This is a genomic window from Pseudomonas sp. GW704-F2 (assembly GCF_059423025.1).
Map to the genome: position 1 here is coordinate 88,868 of NZ_JBWKXO010000007.1, position 15,804 is coordinate 104,671.

A 15,804-nucleotide genomic window follows, 5' to 3' on the forward strand; every position below is an offset into this window, starting at 1 on the left:
TCAGCCATGAAAGTGGTGGCTGACACGCCCCCCACACTTGGATCTCATGCCAAGCTGAATAATTGTTTTCCCCGACTTGCACACACCCATGACCGGCAAATCCCCATCCACCTCGAGAATCGCCCGGCTCCTCTTCGGCCTGCTGGCCTACGTCAGCCTGGGTATCGGGTTGGTGGCGATTGTCGTGCCGGGTTTGCCCACCACCGAATTCATCCTGCTGGCTGCCTGGGCCGCCACCAAAAGCTCGCCGCGCCTCAGCGCCTGGCTGGAAAAACACCGCCTGTTCGGGCCGATCCTGTTCAACTGGCGCAACGGCAAGATCATCGCGCGCCGCGCCAAAATCAGCGCGACCGTCAGCATGCTGTTCTGTGCCCTACTGATGCTGCTGACGCTCGATCACGGCTGGCCGATCTACCTGACCATCGCCGGAATGAGCCTGGGCAACCTGTGGATATGGTCCCGCCCGGAACGGCTCGCACGCCCCGTATAGCGCGGGATGTAGGCGTTTTCCTACCGTTCATCGCCTCCCTCTCATGAAACCCCTGGCTGCGCCGATGCTCCGGATAAGGCGCCGAATGGACTTGGCCCAGCTCGCATACCAACAAGCCCATCCGTGAGTGAACCTATGTTCGATACCCTCTCCATCCGCTTGAAAATCTTGCTGCTGTCCGGCCTCTGCCTGCTGGGAGTGATTGCGCTGGTGGTCGGCATGAATATTTACAATACCGCGCAGAACAATGCGCTGGTCAGCGACTCAAGCTCACGGATGCTCACCGCCAGTGTGCAACAACTGCTGCAAGCCAAGGCTGCCGAACAGGCGGTGCAACTGCAGCGAACCTTCGGCGACAGCCTGGTGGCGCTGACCGCCCTCGCCGACCAGGTCAAAGACCTGCGTACCCTGGCCGCCAAGCGCTCCCTCGAACCGGGCGCGCTGCGTGAAGAACTCAACCAGAGCCTGAAAACCGCGTTTGAACGCAACAGCAAGGTGCTGGGGATCTGGATGTCGTTCGAGCCCAATGCGCTGGATGGCAAGGACAGTGAGTTTATCGACGACAAGGCGCGTGTCTCCAACGATAAAGGCCGTTTCTCCAGCTACTGGAGCCGCGCCGGCGGCGAAGGCTTGAACACCATCATGGTCGAAGAGGACCTGAACAAAACCACCCTCAACCTCAACGGCACCCCCTACAACATCTGGTACACCTGCCCACGGGACACCCGTCGCGCTTGCCTGCTGGACCCGTATGAAGACACGGTGGGCGGCAAGACTGTATTGATGACCACCATCGCCCTGCCGTTGCTGGTAGACGGCAAACTCATCGGCGTCCTGGGCGTCGACATTGCCCTCAATGCCTTGCAAGCCAGCACCGATGTTGCACAGAAAGACCTGTTCAACGGTATGGCGCAGTTGGAGATTATCTCCAGCACCGGTTTGATCGCCGCCTACAGTGGCGAACCGGCCAAGGTCGGCAAGAACCTGATCGACACCCTGGGCGCCGAAGGCAAAGAGATCGTGCAACTGCTGGGCAGCGACAACCGCACGATTCTCGAACAGGAAAACACCATTCGCGCGGTGTACCCGCTCAAACCGCTTGCCGACGCCAAGTCCTGGGGCATAGTGATCAAGCTGCCCAAGGCCGTACTGCTGGCCGACAACGTCAAGCTGCAAGCCGTACTCGACAAGGCTCAGGCCAGCGGCACGCTCAAGGCCTTGCTGGTCGCGGCCGTCGCCGCATTGCTCGGCCTGCTGCTGGTCTGGCTGACCGCCACCGGCGTGACCCGGCCGATCAACAGCGTGGCCGCCATGCTCAAGGACATCGCCAGCGGCGACGGCGACCTCACCCAGCGCCTGGCCTACTCCAAGAAAGACGAGCTGGGCGAACTGGTGACCTGGTTCAACCGTTTCCTCGACAAGCTGCAACCGACCATCGCGCAGATCAAGCAAAGCATCAGCGAAGCCCGTGGCACGGCGGACCAGTCTTCGGCCATTGCACGCCAGACCAGCGAAGGCATGCAGGTGCAGTTCCGCGAGATCGACCAGGTGGCCACGGCGTCCAATGAAATGAGCGCCACCGCCCATGACGTCGCCAACAGCGCCTCCAACGCCGCCAGCGCGGCGCGCGGGGCCGATCAGTCGGCGCGCGAAGGCATGTCGATCATCGAGCAGAGCACCCGCGATATCACCACCCTCGCCGACGAAGTCAGCAAGGCCGTGAGCGAAGTCGAAGCACTGGCCGTCAACAGCGAGCAGATCGGTTCAGTGCTGGAAGTGATCCGCAGCATTGCCGAGCAGACCAACCTGCTGGCGCTCAACGCCGCCATCGAAGCGGCACGCGCCGGGGAAAGCGGGCGCGGGTTTGCGGTAGTGGCCGACGAAGTACGCAACCTGGCCAAGCGCACCCAGGATTCGGTGGAGGAAATCCGCCAGGTGATCGAACGCATCCAGAGCGGCACCCGTGGCGTGGTGGCGACCATGCATTCGAGCCAACAGCAGGCCCAGAGCAATGCCGGGCAGATCCATCAGGCCGTGCAGGCGCTGGGCAAGATCAGCGACGCAGTGACGGTGATCAGCGACATGAACCTGCAGATCGCCAGCGCCGCCGAACAACAGAGCGCAGTGGCCGAAGAGGTCAACCGCAATGTGTCGGCGATCCGCACCGTGACCGAAACCCTCACCGGCCAGGCTACGGAATCGGCGGCAATCAGCAGCCAACTCAATGCACTGGCCAGCCAGCAGATGAAACTGATGGATCAGTTCAGGGTGTAAACAACACTGTAGGAGCGAGCTTGCTCGCGAAGAACGTCAACGATCACGCGTGCATCCTGGATGAACGCGGTGCCCTTGAGTTTTTCGCGAGCAAGCTCGCTCCTACAGGCCGGTCCAGGCCGTGACAAACGCCGCCACATCCTCTTTCGGCGCGGTACGCGGCGGGTTCTGCGGGGTGCCCAGGTAGAGGAAGCCAATGACTTCCTCGCCCTCTTTCAGTCCCAGCCCCTTGGCCACATGGGCCGAGTAGGACAAGTCCCCGGTGCGCCACTCCGCGCCAATCCCCTGGGCATAGGCCGCCAGCAGGATGCCATGGGCGGCACAAGCCGCCGCCAGCAACTGCTCGGATTTCGGCACCTTGAAGTGTTCCTGCTGGCGGGCAATCACCACTACGACCAGCGGCGCGCGCAACGGGCCGTTCTGGGCCTTGTCGAGGACGGCCTGCGGCGCGTCGGGGTCTTGCAGGCGGGCGGCTTCGACCAGCAACGTGCCCATCTGCTCACGGGCCGCGCCTTCCACGGTGAGGAACCGCCAAGGACGCAACTGGCCGTGGTCGGGCGCACGCATGGCCGCGGCGAACAGCACATCACGCTGCTCCTGGGTCGGTGCCGGTTCCAGCAGGCGCGGCACGGAAACACGGTTGAGCAAAGCGTCGAGAGCCTGCATTGGCCACCTCCAGAAAAAAATGTGCGGTCATTCTAGCGGGAATGGACCGGGATGCCATCAAACGATAATTGCTCTTATTCAAACCGCCCCGCCCTGTTAGACTTTGCGACCTTATTTTCCGCCTTTGCTCAGGAAACTCGATGCTCCGTTCGCTTCTTCGCCTGTCTGCAGGACTGATGGCCATGAGCCTGGTTGCCTGCGATGACGCCCCCCGGTTTACCCAGGCTGAGCCGGGGGAAGCGCGGGCCGGCGGGGCAACGACGGTGAACAAACACGGCCAGAACGCCTTTTCCCTGCCCTCGGCCAACCTGTCGCCAACCCGCCGCCTGGATTTCAGCGTCGGCAACAGTTTCTTTCGCAGCCCCTGGGTGATCGCGCCTTCCACCACCACCGCGCGCGACGGCCTGGGGCCGCTGTTCAACACCAATGCCTGCCAGAACTGCCATATCAAGGACGGCCGTGGCCACCCGCCACTGGCCGACGCGCAGAACGCCGTGTCGATGCTGGTGCGCCTGTCGATCCCGGATGCGCCGCCGTATGCCAAGCTCATCGAGCAACTCGGCGTAGTGCCCGAGCCGGTCTACGGTGGGCAGTTGCAGGACATGGCCGTACCCGGCGTGGCGCCGGAGGGCAAGGTGCGGGTCGACTACACGCCGGTCAACGTCACGTTCACGGACGGCAGCGTCGTCGAACTGCGCAAGCCCAACCTGCAGATCACCCAACTCGGTTACGGCCCGATGCACCCGGACACGCGCTTCTCCGCACGCATCGCCCCGCCGATGATCGGCCTGGGCCTGCTCGAAGCGATTGCCGACGCAGATATCCTGCGCAACACCGACCCGAAGACCGCCGACAAAGACGCCATCGTCGGCCGCGCGAACTGGGTCTGGGATGACGCCCGGCAAAAAGCCGTGCTCGGACGCTTCGGCTGGAAAGCCGGGCAACCCAACCTCAATCAACAGAACGTTCACGCGTTTTCGGGGGATATGGGCCTCACCACGTCGCTGAGACCCGTCGATGACTGCACCGACGCCCAGGTCGCCTGCAAACAGGCGCCCAACGGCAATGGCCCCGATGGCGAGCAGGAAGTCAGCGATAACATCCTGCGCCTGGTGCTGTTCTATACCCGCAACCTGGCGGTGCCCGTGCGCCGCGACGTCGACGCACCACAGGTGCTGACCGGGAAGAACCTGTTCTACCAGGCCGGTTGCCAGGGGTGTCATACGCCGTCGTTCACCACGGCGGCCAATGCTGCCGAACCTGAACTGGCCAACCAGGTGATTCGCCCCTACAGCGACCTGCTGTTGCATGACATGGGCGACGGCCTGGCCGACCACCGCACCGAATTCAAGGCCAGTGGCCGCGACTGGCGCACGCCACCGTTGTGGGGCATCGGCCTGACGCAAACCGTCAGTGGCCACACCCAGTTCTTGCATGACGGCCGCGCCCGCAACCTGCTGGAAGCCGTGCTCTGGCACGGCGGTGAAGCACAAGCGGCGCAGCAGCATGTGTTGTCCTTCAATGCCGAGCAGCGCGCTGCACTGCTGGCGTTCCTGAACTCTTTATAAGCTTCGCCCCACTTACAGAAGGGAGCTCGACATGTTCCGTCCCAAGTTGTTGTTCACCAGCCTGGCCGCCCTCGCGCTCGGTGCCTGCTCGCCGCAAGACCCGCAAGCGGTGACCTCGGCCGCCATCGCCAAGCAAGTGATCTTGCCGACCTACAGCCGCTGGGTGGAAGCCGACCGTCAACTGGCCGTCAGCGCCCTGGCGTACTGCCAGGGCAAGGAAAGCCTGGACACCGCTCGCGCCGACTTCCTTCACGCCCAAAAAGCCTGGGCCGAACTGCAACCGCTGCTGATCGGCCCGCTGGCCGAGGGTAACCGTTCGTGGCAGGTGCAGTTCTGGCCGGACAAGAAAAACCTGGTGGGTCGCCAGGTCGAGCAACTGGTCGCCGCCCAGCCGCAGATCGATGCGGCCGCCCTGGCCAAATCCAGCGTAGTGGTGCAGGGCCTGTCGGCCTATGAATACATCCTCTACGACGCCAAGACCGATATCGCCGACGCCGCCCAGAAAGCCCGCTACTGCCCGCTGCTGACGGCCATCGGCGAGCGCCAGAAAGCCCTGGCCGAAGAGATCCTGGCCAGTTGGAACAGCACCGACGGCATGCTCGCGCAGATGAGCAAGTTTCCCAACCAGCGCTACGCTGATTCCCACGAGGCCATTGCCGACCTGCTGCGCGTACAAGTGACCGCACTGGACACCCTGAAGAAAAAACTCGGCACGCCGATGGGCCGCCAGACCAAGGGCATCCCGCAGCCGTTCCAGGCCGACGCGTGGCGCAGCCAGTCGTCCCTGCGAAGCCTGGAAGCCAGCCTTGCCGCGGCCCAGACCGTGTGGGTCGGCGTCGACAACAAAGGCCTGCGTGGCTTGTTGCCGGCCGATCAAAAGGCCCTGGCCGAGAAGATCGACGCCGCCTATGCCGCATCCCTGAAACTGTTCGCCAGCAACCAGCGCACCCTCAACGAATTGCTCGGCGATGACGCCGGACGCCAGCAGCTCAACGATCTCTACGACAGTCTCAACGTCGTCCACCGCCTGCACGAAGGCGAGCTGGCCAAGGCGCTGGGCATCCAACTGGGCTTCAACGCCAACGACGGTGACTGATGATGCTCAGGCGACAGGCTTTGGCCATTGGCAGCGCGTTGCTCGGCGCACTCACGCTGGGCGGTTGGACGTTGTTCAAGCAGAAAGACAAGGGCCCGCTGCTGCTCTCGGCGCGGGATGATGCAGACGGCAAACACTATGCTGTCGGTTATCGCCTGGACGGCCAGCGGGTGTTCGCCACCCAGGTCGGCCAGCGCTGCCACGACATCATCAACCACCCGACGCTGCCGATCGCGCTGTTTGTCGCCCGTCGCCCAGGCACCGAGAGTTACCTGATCGACCTGCGTGATGGCGCGCTGCTGCAAACCATCACCGCGAATGCAAACCGCCACTTCTATGGCCACGCGGTAATCCATAAAAGTGGCGACTGGCTGTACGCCACCGAAAACGACACCTCCGATCCGGGCCGTGGCCTGCTCGGGGTGTACCGGTTCGAAGGCGAACGGCTGGTGCATAGCGGCGAGATTTCCACCCATGGCATCGGCCCGCACCAGGTGGCGTGGATGCCCGACGGCGAAACCCTGGTGGTGGCCAACGGCGGCATCCGCACCGAAGCCGAAAGCCGCGTGGAAATGAACCTCAACGCCATGGAACCGAGCCTGGTGCTGATGCAATGCGATGGCAGCCTGATCAGCAAGGAAACCCTCGGCCAGCAGATGAATAGCGTGCGCCATATGGGCATCGCCAGCGATGGCACCATCCTCACCGGGCAGCAGTTCATGGGGCCGTCCCAGGAGCGCTCCGAGTTGCTTGCGATCAAGCGGCCGGGGCAGCCATTCATGGCGTTTGCGGTGGCCGACGAGCAGTTACAGGCGATGGCGCACTACACCGCCAGCGTCGCGGTACACAGCGAATTGCGCCTGGTCGCGTTGACCGCACCGCGCGGCAACCGCTTGTTTATCTGGCACATCGACAGCGGCGAGCTGCGCCTGGATGGGCCGTTGCCGGACTGTGCGGGCGTGGGTGCGGTGGCGGACGGGTTTGTCGTGACCTCCGGCCAGGGGCGCTGCCGGTTCTATGACTGCCGCCAGGCACAGCTGAGCGCAACACCGTTGGAATTGCCAGCCGGGCTTTGGGATAACCATCTGCATCTGGTCTGACGGTCAGGCTCGGCCCGCGCTGCGCCCGACGGGCAAATCGCTGGCGAAAAAAAAAGGGCCTCGTCTCACAAGGCCCTTTTTGGGTGGTTTTGATCGTTTCAACTTTGTGGCCCCACCCCTCGAGACATCCCGAACATGAACAGCAGCAGGTCATGATCGGGCTTGACCGTCGCATTCGCCTTGGCGATGCGCGGCAGCAGGCATTGCCCGCTGCCTTGCACCGCACTGAGGACCTGTGTCCGAGGCTGTTCCCATGCAGCCAGGGCCAGGGCAGCAACGCCCAACGCCCCGACCAGAAACAGACCTCGAGCTATTTCTAGCTTCATTTGGTTAAACCCTTGATAGCGCTGCCAAACGCCGTCTCGTAAAAGTAGCTGAGTTTTGCCCAGTCGCCATCGCTCCACGACGAATGGCGGCGCAGTTGCAGCATGTCATGGGAGGCGGCTCGATAAGCGGTCAGGCGCTGGCGGCATTTCTCGAAGTCCAGCAGCGCGACTTCCACGTTGGCCGAGTCGGGCTCACCCGTAACGCGCACAAAGATATGCTTGATGTACAAGCAACCGTGTTGCCAGCGACCTTTGTGCATGCGCGCCAATGTCGCCGCCACCTCTTTGAGTACACGCTCGTGTACCGCTTCGCCGTACTGTTCACGGCCACCGGCGGCGTACCATTTTTCGATTTCGTCGAAACCGTCCAGCGAAGCCGTCACCAACAATGCTTTCCATTGGTGTTGCGGATCACGACGCGCCTCGCAGAACACCATCTCCGGCACCCGCACATTCAGCGCGCGCAGGCCTTTTAGAGCATCCCGTTCGCGCAACACGGTCGGGCGCCCAAACGGATGCAGCCAACTGCGGTAGATATGCCCGGTCTGACGTTTGCTGTAGAGCAAACGCCCGGTGGGCCCCATCACACGCTGCACGCCACTTTCACCGCCACGCCGACGATTAGGCTCTTCGACCCACTCGCCCTGCTGGCGCCAGAAATACTCAAATCGCTCTTCGGGAGCTACATGACTGCCTGCTACGCACTCAACTGCCATCCTGTTACCTCTTGCGCAATACATATACTCGCCACATGGCGTAGAGCGGAATGAAGTCCAGGGACTCCTGAACACGGAAACCGGCCTGCTCAAACTCTGCCTCGACAGTAGCAGCCGGTAACACGAACCGGTTTTGGTAACCTTCCTGCTCACCTTTCCTACGACGTTTTACTTCAGCACGCTTGCGTTTCCAGGCCTTGAAGTTGCCATCCACCCACAGCGAGATGATCACGCTGTCGCGGGTAACACGATGAAACTCCTGCAATATCGCCAAGCGGTGCTTAGGCTCACCAATGTGGTGCATCAGGCGCATGCAGAAGATGCTGTCGACCGCGTTATCAGGCAAATCGATATCAAAGGCGGATGTCTGCAAAGGGCGTACCCGTTTGACCACGTCCGCCGGCTGGGCGACCATCGCGACCTTCAACATCGACTCCGAATTATCGGCGCCGATGATCACCCGGTTGGGTTTTTCCGCCAGCAACGGCCAGAAACGCCCGGCCCCGCAAGGCAAGTCCAAGACCAGGCCAGGTTCACCGGCCATGGCCAACGCACCGCGCGCCAACTGCTCGTCACGTTTGTGGGACAGCCGGCGAGCTAAATTGTCCTGATGTTTGAGCAAATAACTCTGCGCATGCTCTTCGTCGTACTTATCGGAAAATTCGAGCTTGATCGGGGTAGGCATCTTACGTCTCCGTTTACTGATGCCTACGACCTTAAGTTGCAGACTGTGATCAATAGGTCAACTCGTTGTGAAAAACTTGTCCTGTCCAGATTCATACATGTCAAGACTTTACCGACACAAATGATAGCAACGGGCTATCTACGACGAATTACACTGATCGTTGCCAGCATAGCGGTAGCACACACGGTCAGGATTTGACCTGGCTCAGTTGGACGTGAAAGCGGCAACCATTGGGTTCCATGGTGCTCAGGCTGACGCTCCAGCCTTGGTTTTCGCAGATCCGCTGCACCAGCGACAGCCCCAGGCCAAGGCCTTCGCCGCGTTTTTCGCTGCCGCGCACGAAGGGCTCGAACATGGCTTCGCGCTTGTCTTCGGGAATGCCGACGCCGGAGTCTTCCACCACAAAACCACTCGGTTCCAGGGTGAGCCGGATAAAGCCCTGCTCGGTGTAATGCAGTGCATTACGCAGCAGGTTGCCCATCACCGCATGCAGGAAGGTGGTGTTATAGCGGGTATCCAGGGGGTTGCCCGGCTGGTAGATCAGTTGCAGGCCTTTTTGCTCGATCGGCTCACGCCAGATGCCGAGCAAATCATCCGCCACCTGGGTGAGGGTTACCCGGGGGGACATGGTGGCGTCGTTGTGTTGGGCGCGTGCCAGCATCAGGAAGGTCTGCACCAGTTCGCGCATTTCTTCACAGGCCCTGGCGATACGCAGCACCTGGTTGCGCCCACGCTCGTCGATGGCCGGGTTTTCCAGCAGCAGCTCGCAGGAACTGGCCAATACCATCAACGGCGTGCGCAATTCGTGGCTCACATCACTGGTAAACAACTGCTCGCGGGACAGCGCCTGGCGCAGACGGCCCAATGTGGCGTCGAAGGCCACGGCCAGCTCGCCCACTTCATCGGCGGCGTAATCCGGTGCCAGGGGCGGCGCCAGGCCGAGCAACTGGTCACGATGACGCACCTGGCGCGCCAGGCGCACCACCGGTGCCATCACCTTGCGGGCCAGCACCCAGCCGAGGAAAACCGCCAGCGCCAGGCTGAGCACGAAGCCCACCAGCACCACCGCGAACAGCACGCGCTCACGCTCTTCGAAATCGCTCTGGTCTTGCAGCAGCACGTAACGCCGACCATCGACCACTTCGACCATAGCGTGGTACGACAACGCCTCGCGGAACACTTCATGAAAACCCGGATCCAGGTGCCGCAGGTCCTTGGGCAGCTCGAAATCCCCGCGCCCGCCGCTGAAATAGAACAGTTGGTCCGGCTCGGGTCGGTGGCTCCAGTCCTCGACGCTGTCCATCAGCAGCAGGCGCTGCAAGTCGCCGCCCAAACCTGCCGAAATCAGCTTCTCTTCCACCAGATGCACCGTCGCGATGATCCCCATCGCGAAGGCGCCCGCCACCAATGCGCTCATCAAGGCAAAGGCGATGATGATCCGCTGGGCAAGGCTTTGCTTAAACTCCATCACGACCCTCGGCCAGGCGGTAACCCACACCGTGTACCGTTTGCAGCAATGGTTTGGCGAAAGGTTTATCGATCACTTGGCGCAACTGGTGGACGTGACTGCGCAGGCTGTCACTGTCGGGGCAATCATCCCCCCATAGGGCTTCTTCGAGAATTTCCCGACGCAGCACATGGGGACTTTTCTGCATCAACACCGCCAGCAGCTTCAGGCCCACCGGGTTGAGCTTGAGCAGGCGCCCTTCGCGGGTGACTTCCAGGGTATCGAGGTCGTAATGCAGGTCGGCCACCTGCAGGGCACGGCGTCCGCCCCCCTGGGCGCGGCGCAGCACGGCTTCGATGCGCGCGGCCAGTTCCGACAGGGCAAACGGCTTGAGCAAGTAGTCATCAGCGCCGGACTTGAAGCCCTGCAGGCGATCATCCAACTGATCGCGGGCGGTGAGCATGATCACCGGCGTATCGCGGCGCGCATCTTCGCGCAGGCGTTTGCACAGGGTGTAGCCATCGATGCCGGGCAGCATGATGTCGAGTACGATCAGGTCGTAGTGCTCGGTGGCAGCCAGGTGCAGGCCCGACAAACCGTCCTGCGCGCAGTCCACGGTGTAACCTTTGAGCCCCAGATAATCGGCCAGATTGGCCAAAATATCGCGGTTGTCTTCAACCAATAAAATTCGCATGGGCAGTGTCTCCGTACTTTCGTGCCAGCCGTGTGTTGGCTCGCGCAGCTTAAGGCCTAGTGGGGCTCAGGGATAGAGCTGAGCGCTGCGCAGATAAACGATTTCAACCGATTAAAGAGTTGAACGAGTTTTTCACTATAGCTTCACAAACTGACTACAGTGCCAGGCCGAAGATCGCCCCCATCGATCTAAGGAAGTTGGACATGGGGTTTCTCAAAACGGCGCCTATGCGCTATTTGCTGTTGGTAACCGGTGCCTGGCTGGTTGTTTTCCTGCTCACCCGCAGCGTACTGCTCATTACGCATCTGGATGAAGTCGGCGGCAATCTGCTGCCGGTGTTTGGCGTGGGCCTGCTCTATGACCTGGCTTTTCTAGCCTATGCCGCCCTCCCTCTGGGGCTGTACCTGTTGCTGTGTCCGCCCGCGCTGTGGCGTCGCCGTGGCCATCGCTGGTTCCTGCAGGCAGTGCTCACCGTCAGCCTGTTTGCAATGCTGTTCACCTCGGTGGCCGAATGGTTGTTCTGGGATGAGTTCGGCGTGCGCTTCAACTTTATCGCCGTCGACTACCTGGTGTACTCCGACGAAGTACTGAACAACCTGCTGGAATCCTACCCCATCGGCAAGTTGCTCAGTTTGCTGGCGATGCTGGCTGTCGTGCTGAGCCTGGCCCTGCGCAAGCCATTCAATGCGGCAATGAACGCCCCGCTGCCGCCCATGCGCGGCCGTTTGTTGAATGCCTTGGCGCTGTTGGTCGTCGCGGGCCTGAGCCTGCAACTGATCAGCCAGGACAGCCCACGCGCCCAAGGCGGCAATGCCTACAAGAACGAACTGGCGAGCAATGGCCCGTATCAGTTTTTCGCCGCGTTCCGTAACAACGAGCTGGATTACTCACAGTTCTACAAGAGCCTGCCAACCGAGATCGTGGCCAAGCAGTTGCGCGCCGAACTCAGCGAGCCCAATGCGCGCTTCATCGGCCAGGACCCACTGGATATCCGCCGTGCCATCACCCACCCGGGCACGCTGCGCAAACCCAACATCGTGCTGGTGACCATCGAAAGTTTCAGCGCCAAATACATGGGCAGCAATGGCGACGGGCGCAACCTCACGCCGAATCTCGACGCCTTGCGTCAACAAAGCCTGTACTTCAACAACTTCTACGCCACCGGCACCCGCACCGACCGTGGCCTGGAGGCGATCACCCTGGCCATCCCACCGACGCCGGGACGCTCCATCGTCAAGCGCATTGGTCGGGAGAGCGGCTTTGCCAGCCTGGGGCAACAACTCACGGCCATCGGTTACGACAGCGTGTTTGTGTACGGCGGGCGCGGTTATTTCGACAACATGAACGCGTTTTTCAGCGGCAACGGTTATCGCGTCGTAGACCAGAGCAGCGTGCCCGAGTCGGAAATCTCGTTCAAGAATGCCTGGGGCATGGCGGACGAGGATCTGTACAAACAGACCCTGAAGCTGGCCGATGCCGACTACGCCAAGCAGCAGCCGTTCTTGCTGCAACTGATGACCACCTCCAACCATCGCCCCTACACCTACCCGGACGGGCGCATCGATATCAAATCCGGCAATGGCCGCGACGGCGCGGTGAAGTATACCGACCATGCCATCGGCCAATTCCTGGAAGCGGCGCGTCAGAAGCCATGGTTCGATAACACGATCTTCGTCTTCGTCGCCGACCACACCGCCGGCAGTGCAGGCAAGGAAGACCTGCCCATCACCAACTATCAAATTCCACTGTTCATCTATGCGCCGAAGCTGATCGACGCACGGGAATCGGCGCAACTGGCCAGCCAGATCGACCTGGCGCCGACCCTGCTGGGCCTGATCAACCTGAGCTATGAATCGACCTTCTTTGGCCGTGACCTGTTGCAGGACAACCCATTGCCCCCTCGGGTCGTGGTCGGCAACTACCAGCACCTGGGGCTGTTCGACGGCAAAAACCTGGCGATTCTCAGCCCACGCCAGGGTCTGCGTCGCCACGACGAGGCGCTGGGTAAAAGCCAGGAGTTGCGGGTCGGCAGCGATGACCCGCTGATCCAGCGGGCAATCACCTACTACCAGGCCGCCAGTTATGATTTCAAACAACAACTGCTGAGCTGGAAAGCGCCCAAGGAAGAGGCCCCGGCATTAAGCACGCGCTAACCAAAACGTCCCGTACAGCCGAGTACGGGACTTTTTTATCAGGGTTTACCATGCAATCCCCACCTGTTGTTCCGGTTTCCAAACCTCTCAATTTCTGGCTGTGCCTGGGCATCCCCGCCGGTGCTGTGCTGCTGATGCTATTGCTGCAGCTGACATCGCTGGACATGGACCTCACCAAGCAGTTCTACAGCGCTGCGGGTGGCGGCTTCATCGGGCGTTACAGCTTCTTCCTTGAAGACATCCTGCATGACCGCGCCAAACAGATGGTCATCCTGTTCTCGGTGCTGGCCATTCTGGGGTTTGCCGGTACCTTTATCCTCCAGCGCCTCAAGCCGTACCGCCGCGAACTGGGCTGCCTGGTGTTGTCCCTGGGACTGGCCACGGCGTTCGTCTCGCCGTTGAAAACCGTCACCGCCGTGCAATGCCCGTGGAGCCTCAAGGAGTTCGGTGGCCAGGAAACCTACAGCGAACTGCTGAGCCCTCGCCCGCCCACCGATAAACCTGGGCGCTGCTGGCCCGGCGGACATGCGGCAACCGGGTTCGCCCTGTTCGCCTGGTTCTTTGCGCTACGGGATCGTCGGCCGCGGATGGCGCGCAAGGCGTTCATCTTTGCCGTGGCGCTGGGCAGCGTGTTTTCCGTGAGCCGCATGGCACAGGGCGCGCACTTCTTTTCCCACAATGTGTGGACGGCGATTTTCTGTTGGCTGATCTGCCTGGGGCTGTACTGCCTGATACTCTATCGGCCATCGAAGGTCAGGGTGTCAGAAGTGCGTGCATTGAATACGTAGACCGGCCAACCACTTCAGTTACCTCCCTCCCTTTACACACCCGCATAAAAAAACCCCGCCTGCATCGCTGCAGGCGGGGTTTTTCAGTCGCCGGGTAAGGCTGGCTTACATCATGCCGCCCATGCCACCCATGCCGCCCATGTCTGGCATACCGCCGCCAGCCGAGCCTTCTTTCTTCGGTGCTTCAGCAACAGCGGCTTCGGTGGTCAGGATCAGACCGCCGATGGAGGAAGCTGCTTGCAGCGCCGAACGAGTCACCTTGGTAGGGTCCAGGATGCCCATTTCGATCATGTCGCCGTATTCGCTGGTTGCCGCGTTGTAACCGAAGTTACCTTTACCGTTCTTCACAGCGTTAACCACAACGCTTGGCTCGTCGCCGCTGTTGGCAGCGATCTGACGCAGCGGTGCTTCAACGGCGCGACGCAGTACAGCGATACCCACGTCCTGATCGGCGTTGTCGCCTTTCAGGTCCAGGATGGCTTCCAGGGCGCGGATCAGTGCAACACCACCGCCAGGTACCACGCCTTCTTCAACGGCTGCGCGGGTTGCGTGCAGGGCGTCTTCAACGCGGGCTTTCTTCTCTTTCATTTCAACTTCGGAGCCAGCGCCAACCTTGATCACTGCAACGCCGCCGGACAGCTTGGCCAGACGCTCTTGCAGTTTTTCACGGTCGTAGTCCGAGGAAGTTTCGGCAACCTGGGCACGGATCTGAGTGATGCGCGACTGGATGTCCTGATCTACGCCAGCACCGTCGACGATGATGGTGTTTTCCTTGGAGATGGTCACGCGCTTGGCGCTGCCCAGGTTTTCCAGGGTGGCGCTTTCCAGGCTCAGGCCGATCTCTTCGGAGATAACGGTACCGCCGGTCAGAACGGCGATGTCCTGCAGCATGGCCTTGCGACGGTCGCCGAAGCCTGGAGCCTTGACGGCTGCAACCTTGACGATGCCACGCATGTTGTTCACAACCAGAGTCGCCAGGGCTTCGCCTTCAACGTCTTCGGAAACGATCAGCAGTGGGCGGCCGGCCTTGGCAACGGCTTCCAGCACCGGCAGCATTTCGCGGATGTTGGAGATTTTTTTGTCGACCAGCAGGATCAGCGGGCTTTCCAGCTCGGCAACCATGGTTTCTGGCTTGTTGACGAAGTACGGGGACAGGTAGCCACGGTCGAACTGCATGCCTTCTACAACCGACAGTTCGTTTTCCAGGCCAGTGCCTTCTTCAACGGTGATCACGCCTTCTTTACCGACTTTTTCCATGGCTTCGGCAATGATGTCGCCGATGGAGTTGTCGGAGTTGGCGGAGATGGTACCCACCTGAGCGATAGCCTTGGTGTCAGCGCATGGCTTGGACAGGTTTTTCAGCTCTTTGACGATGGCGATGGTCGCCTTGTCGATGCCGCGCTTGAGGTCCATCGGGTTCATGCCGGCAGCGACGGCTTTCAGGCCTTCGTTGACGATCGACTGAGCCAGAACGGTAGCGGTGGTGGTGCCGTCGCCTGCGTCATCGTTGGCACGGGAGGCAACGTCTTTGACCAGCTGCGCGCCCATGTTCTCGAAACGGTCTTCCAGTTCGATTTCTTTGGCGACGGAAACGCCGTCCTTGGTGATGGTCGGAGCGCCGAAGCTCTTCTCGATGATCACGTTACGGCCTTTAGGGCCCAGGGTCGCTTTTACTGCGTCAGCCAGGACGTTGACACCGGTGAGCATTTTCTTGCGGGCGGAATCGCCGAATTTAACTTCTTTAGCAGCCATTATCGATATTCCTTAAATACTTTGTAGTAACGGGAAAATGAGCGGGGAA

At 61.2% G+C, this 15,804-nt stretch carries 14 protein-coding genes; 7 read left to right on the forward strand and 7 right to left on the reverse strand.

What is annotated here, in order from left to right; all coding sequences use genetic code 11:
* Positions 1 to 88 precede the first annotated feature (88 nt).
* Both AC07W0_RS08190 and AC07W0_RS08195 read left to right on the forward strand, forming a co-directional pair.
* Positions 89 to 490, forward strand: a complete 402-nt coding sequence (locus tag AC07W0_RS08190; RefSeq protein ID WP_102617324.1) for a YbaN family protein — start codon at positions 89 to 91, stop codon at positions 488 to 490.
* Between the two features lie 135 nt (positions 491 to 625).
* On the forward strand, positions 626 to 2,764 hold the full coding sequence (locus AC07W0_RS08195; RefSeq protein WP_102617323.1) for a methyl-accepting chemotaxis protein: 2,139 nt from the start codon (positions 626 to 628) through the stop codon (positions 2,762 to 2,764).
* A 102-nt stretch (positions 2,765 to 2,866) separates the two neighbouring features.
* Here AC07W0_RS08195 and AC07W0_RS08200 read toward each other — a convergent pair whose 3' ends face one another.
* Complete coding sequence (locus AC07W0_RS08200; protein WP_102617322.1) at positions 2,867 to 3,430, reverse strand: nitroreductase family protein; 564 nt, start codon at positions 3,428 to 3,430, stop codon at positions 2,867 to 2,869.
* Positions 3,431 to 3,570: 140 nt separating this feature from the next.
* On the opposite strand from AC07W0_RS08200, the gene AC07W0_RS08205 reads away from it, so the two are divergent.
* The 3 genes from AC07W0_RS08205 to AC07W0_RS08215 are packed head-to-tail and all read left to right on the forward strand — an operon-like array spanning position 3,571 to position 7,194.
* The gene (locus AC07W0_RS08205) at positions 3,571 to 4,998 is read left to right on the forward strand and encodes a di-heme oxidoreductase family protein (RefSeq protein WP_102617321.1); all 1,428 of its coding nucleotides are present in this window, start codon (positions 3,571 to 3,573) and stop codon (positions 4,996 to 4,998) included.
* Positions 4,999 to 5,029: 31 nt separating this feature from the next.
* Positions 5,030 to 6,094 carry an imelysin family protein gene (locus tag AC07W0_RS08210; RefSeq protein ID WP_017846103.1) on the forward strand — a complete coding sequence of 355 codons (1,065 nt, stop codon included), beginning with the start codon at positions 5,030 to 5,032 and terminating at the stop codon, positions 6,092 to 6,094.
* 2 nt (positions 6,095 to 6,096) lie between these two features.
* Entirely contained in the window at positions 6,097 to 7,194 is a 1,098-nt protein-coding gene (locus tag AC07W0_RS08215) for a DUF1513 domain-containing protein (protein ID WP_102617343.1), read from the forward strand.
* Positions 7,195 to 7,292: 98 nt separating this feature from the next.
* Here the strand turns inward: AC07W0_RS08215 and AC07W0_RS08220 are convergent, their stop codons facing one another.
* The 5 genes from AC07W0_RS08220 to colR form a co-directional block, all read right to left on the reverse strand.
* Positions 7,293 to 7,520, reverse strand: a complete 228-nt coding sequence (locus AC07W0_RS08220; protein ID WP_017846105.1) for a hypothetical protein — start codon at positions 7,518 to 7,520, stop codon at positions 7,293 to 7,295.
* Entirely contained in the window at positions 7,517 to 8,236 is a 720-nt protein-coding gene (locus AC07W0_RS08225) for a lipopolysaccharide kinase InaA family protein (RefSeq protein WP_026139920.1), read from the reverse strand. The genes AC07W0_RS08220 and AC07W0_RS08225 overlap by 4 nt, the downstream gene beginning before the upstream one ends.
* Before the next feature lie 4 nt (positions 8,237 to 8,240).
* Entirely contained in the window at positions 8,241 to 8,921 is a 681-nt protein-coding gene (locus AC07W0_RS08230; protein WP_017846107.1) for a class I SAM-dependent methyltransferase, read from the reverse strand.
* Between the two features lie 187 nt (positions 8,922 to 9,108).
* A complete protein-coding gene (locus AC07W0_RS08235) occupies positions 9,109 to 10,389 on the reverse strand; it encodes a sensor histidine kinase (protein ID WP_017846108.1) in 1,281 nt (426 codons plus the stop codon).
* Complete coding sequence (gene colR / locus AC07W0_RS08240; RefSeq protein WP_016975511.1) at positions 10,379 to 11,062, reverse strand: two-component system response regulator ColR; 684 nt, start codon at positions 11,060 to 11,062, stop codon at positions 10,379 to 10,381. The genes AC07W0_RS08235 and colR overlap by 11 nt, the downstream gene beginning before the upstream one ends.
* A 203-nt stretch (positions 11,063 to 11,265) precedes the next feature.
* Between colR and AC07W0_RS08245 the strand changes: the two genes are divergently transcribed.
* Both AC07W0_RS08245 and AC07W0_RS08250 read left to right on the forward strand, forming a co-directional pair.
* Positions 11,266 to 13,215: an LTA synthase family protein gene (locus AC07W0_RS08245; protein WP_102617320.1), complete on the forward strand. Its 1,950-nt coding sequence runs from the start codon at positions 11,266 to 11,268 to the stop codon at positions 13,213 to 13,215.
* Positions 13,216 to 13,265: 50 nt separating this feature from the next.
* Complete coding sequence (locus AC07W0_RS08250) at positions 13,266 to 14,003, forward strand: phosphatase PAP2 family protein (protein WP_017846110.1); 738 nt, start codon at positions 13,266 to 13,268, stop codon at positions 14,001 to 14,003.
* 105 nt (positions 14,004 to 14,108) lie between these two features.
* Here the strand turns inward: AC07W0_RS08250 and groL are convergent, their stop codons facing one another.
* Positions 14,109 to 15,755 carry a chaperonin GroEL gene (gene groL / locus AC07W0_RS08255; protein WP_017846111.1) on the reverse strand — a complete coding sequence of 549 codons (1,647 nt, stop codon included), beginning with the start codon at positions 15,753 to 15,755 and terminating at the stop codon, positions 14,109 to 14,111.
* Between the last annotated feature and the right edge of the window lie 49 nt (positions 15,756 to 15,804).

What these genes read in the sequence shown, in the direction of transcription:
- AC07W0_RS08195 (WP_102617323.1), top strand. Translation starts at nt 626, where the DNA reads ATGTTCGATACCCTCTCCATCCGCTTGAAAATCTTGCTGCTGTCCGGC.
- colR (WP_016975511.1), bottom strand. Translation starts at nt 11,062, where the DNA reads ATGCGAATTTTATTGGTTGAAGACAACCGCGATATTTTGGCCAATCTG.
- AC07W0_RS08210 (WP_017846103.1), top strand. Translation starts at nt 5,030, where the DNA reads ATGTTCCGTCCCAAGTTGTTGTTCACCAGCCTGGCCGCCCTCGCGCTC.
- groL (WP_017846111.1), bottom strand. Translation starts at nt 15,755, where the DNA reads ATGGCTGCTAAAGAAGTTAAATTCGGCGATTCCGCCCGCAAGAAAATG.
- AC07W0_RS08215 (WP_102617343.1), top strand. Translation starts at nt 6,097, where the DNA reads ATGCTCAGGCGACAGGCTTTGGCCATTGGCAGCGCGTTGCTCGGCGCA.
- AC07W0_RS08200 (WP_102617322.1), bottom strand. Translation starts at nt 3,430, where the DNA reads ATGCAGGCTCTCGACGCTTTGCTCAACCGTGTTTCCGTGCCGCGCCTG.
- AC07W0_RS08220 (WP_017846105.1), bottom strand. Translation starts at nt 7,520, where the DNA reads ATGAAGCTAGAAATAGCTCGAGGTCTGTTTCTGGTCGGGGCGTTGGGC.
- AC07W0_RS08245 (WP_102617320.1), top strand. Translation starts at nt 11,266, where the DNA reads ATGGGGTTTCTCAAAACGGCGCCTATGCGCTATTTGCTGTTGGTAACC.
- AC07W0_RS08205 (WP_102617321.1), top strand. Translation starts at nt 3,571, where the DNA reads ATGCTCCGTTCGCTTCTTCGCCTGTCTGCAGGACTGATGGCCATGAGC.
- AC07W0_RS08190 (WP_102617324.1), top strand. Translation starts at nt 89, where the DNA reads ATGACCGGCAAATCCCCATCCACCTCGAGAATCGCCCGGCTCCTCTTC.
- AC07W0_RS08235 (WP_017846108.1), bottom strand. Translation starts at nt 10,389, where the DNA reads ATGGAGTTTAAGCAAAGCCTTGCCCAGCGGATCATCATCGCCTTTGCC.
- AC07W0_RS08230 (WP_017846107.1), bottom strand. Translation starts at nt 8,921, where the DNA reads ATGCCTACCCCGATCAAGCTCGAATTTTCCGATAAGTACGACGAAGAG.
- AC07W0_RS08250 (WP_017846110.1), top strand. Translation starts at nt 13,266, where the DNA reads ATGCAATCCCCACCTGTTGTTCCGGTTTCCAAACCTCTCAATTTCTGG.
- AC07W0_RS08225 (WP_026139920.1), bottom strand. Translation starts at nt 8,236, where the DNA reads ATGGCAGTTGAGTGCGTAGCAGGCAGTCATGTAGCTCCCGAAGAGCGA.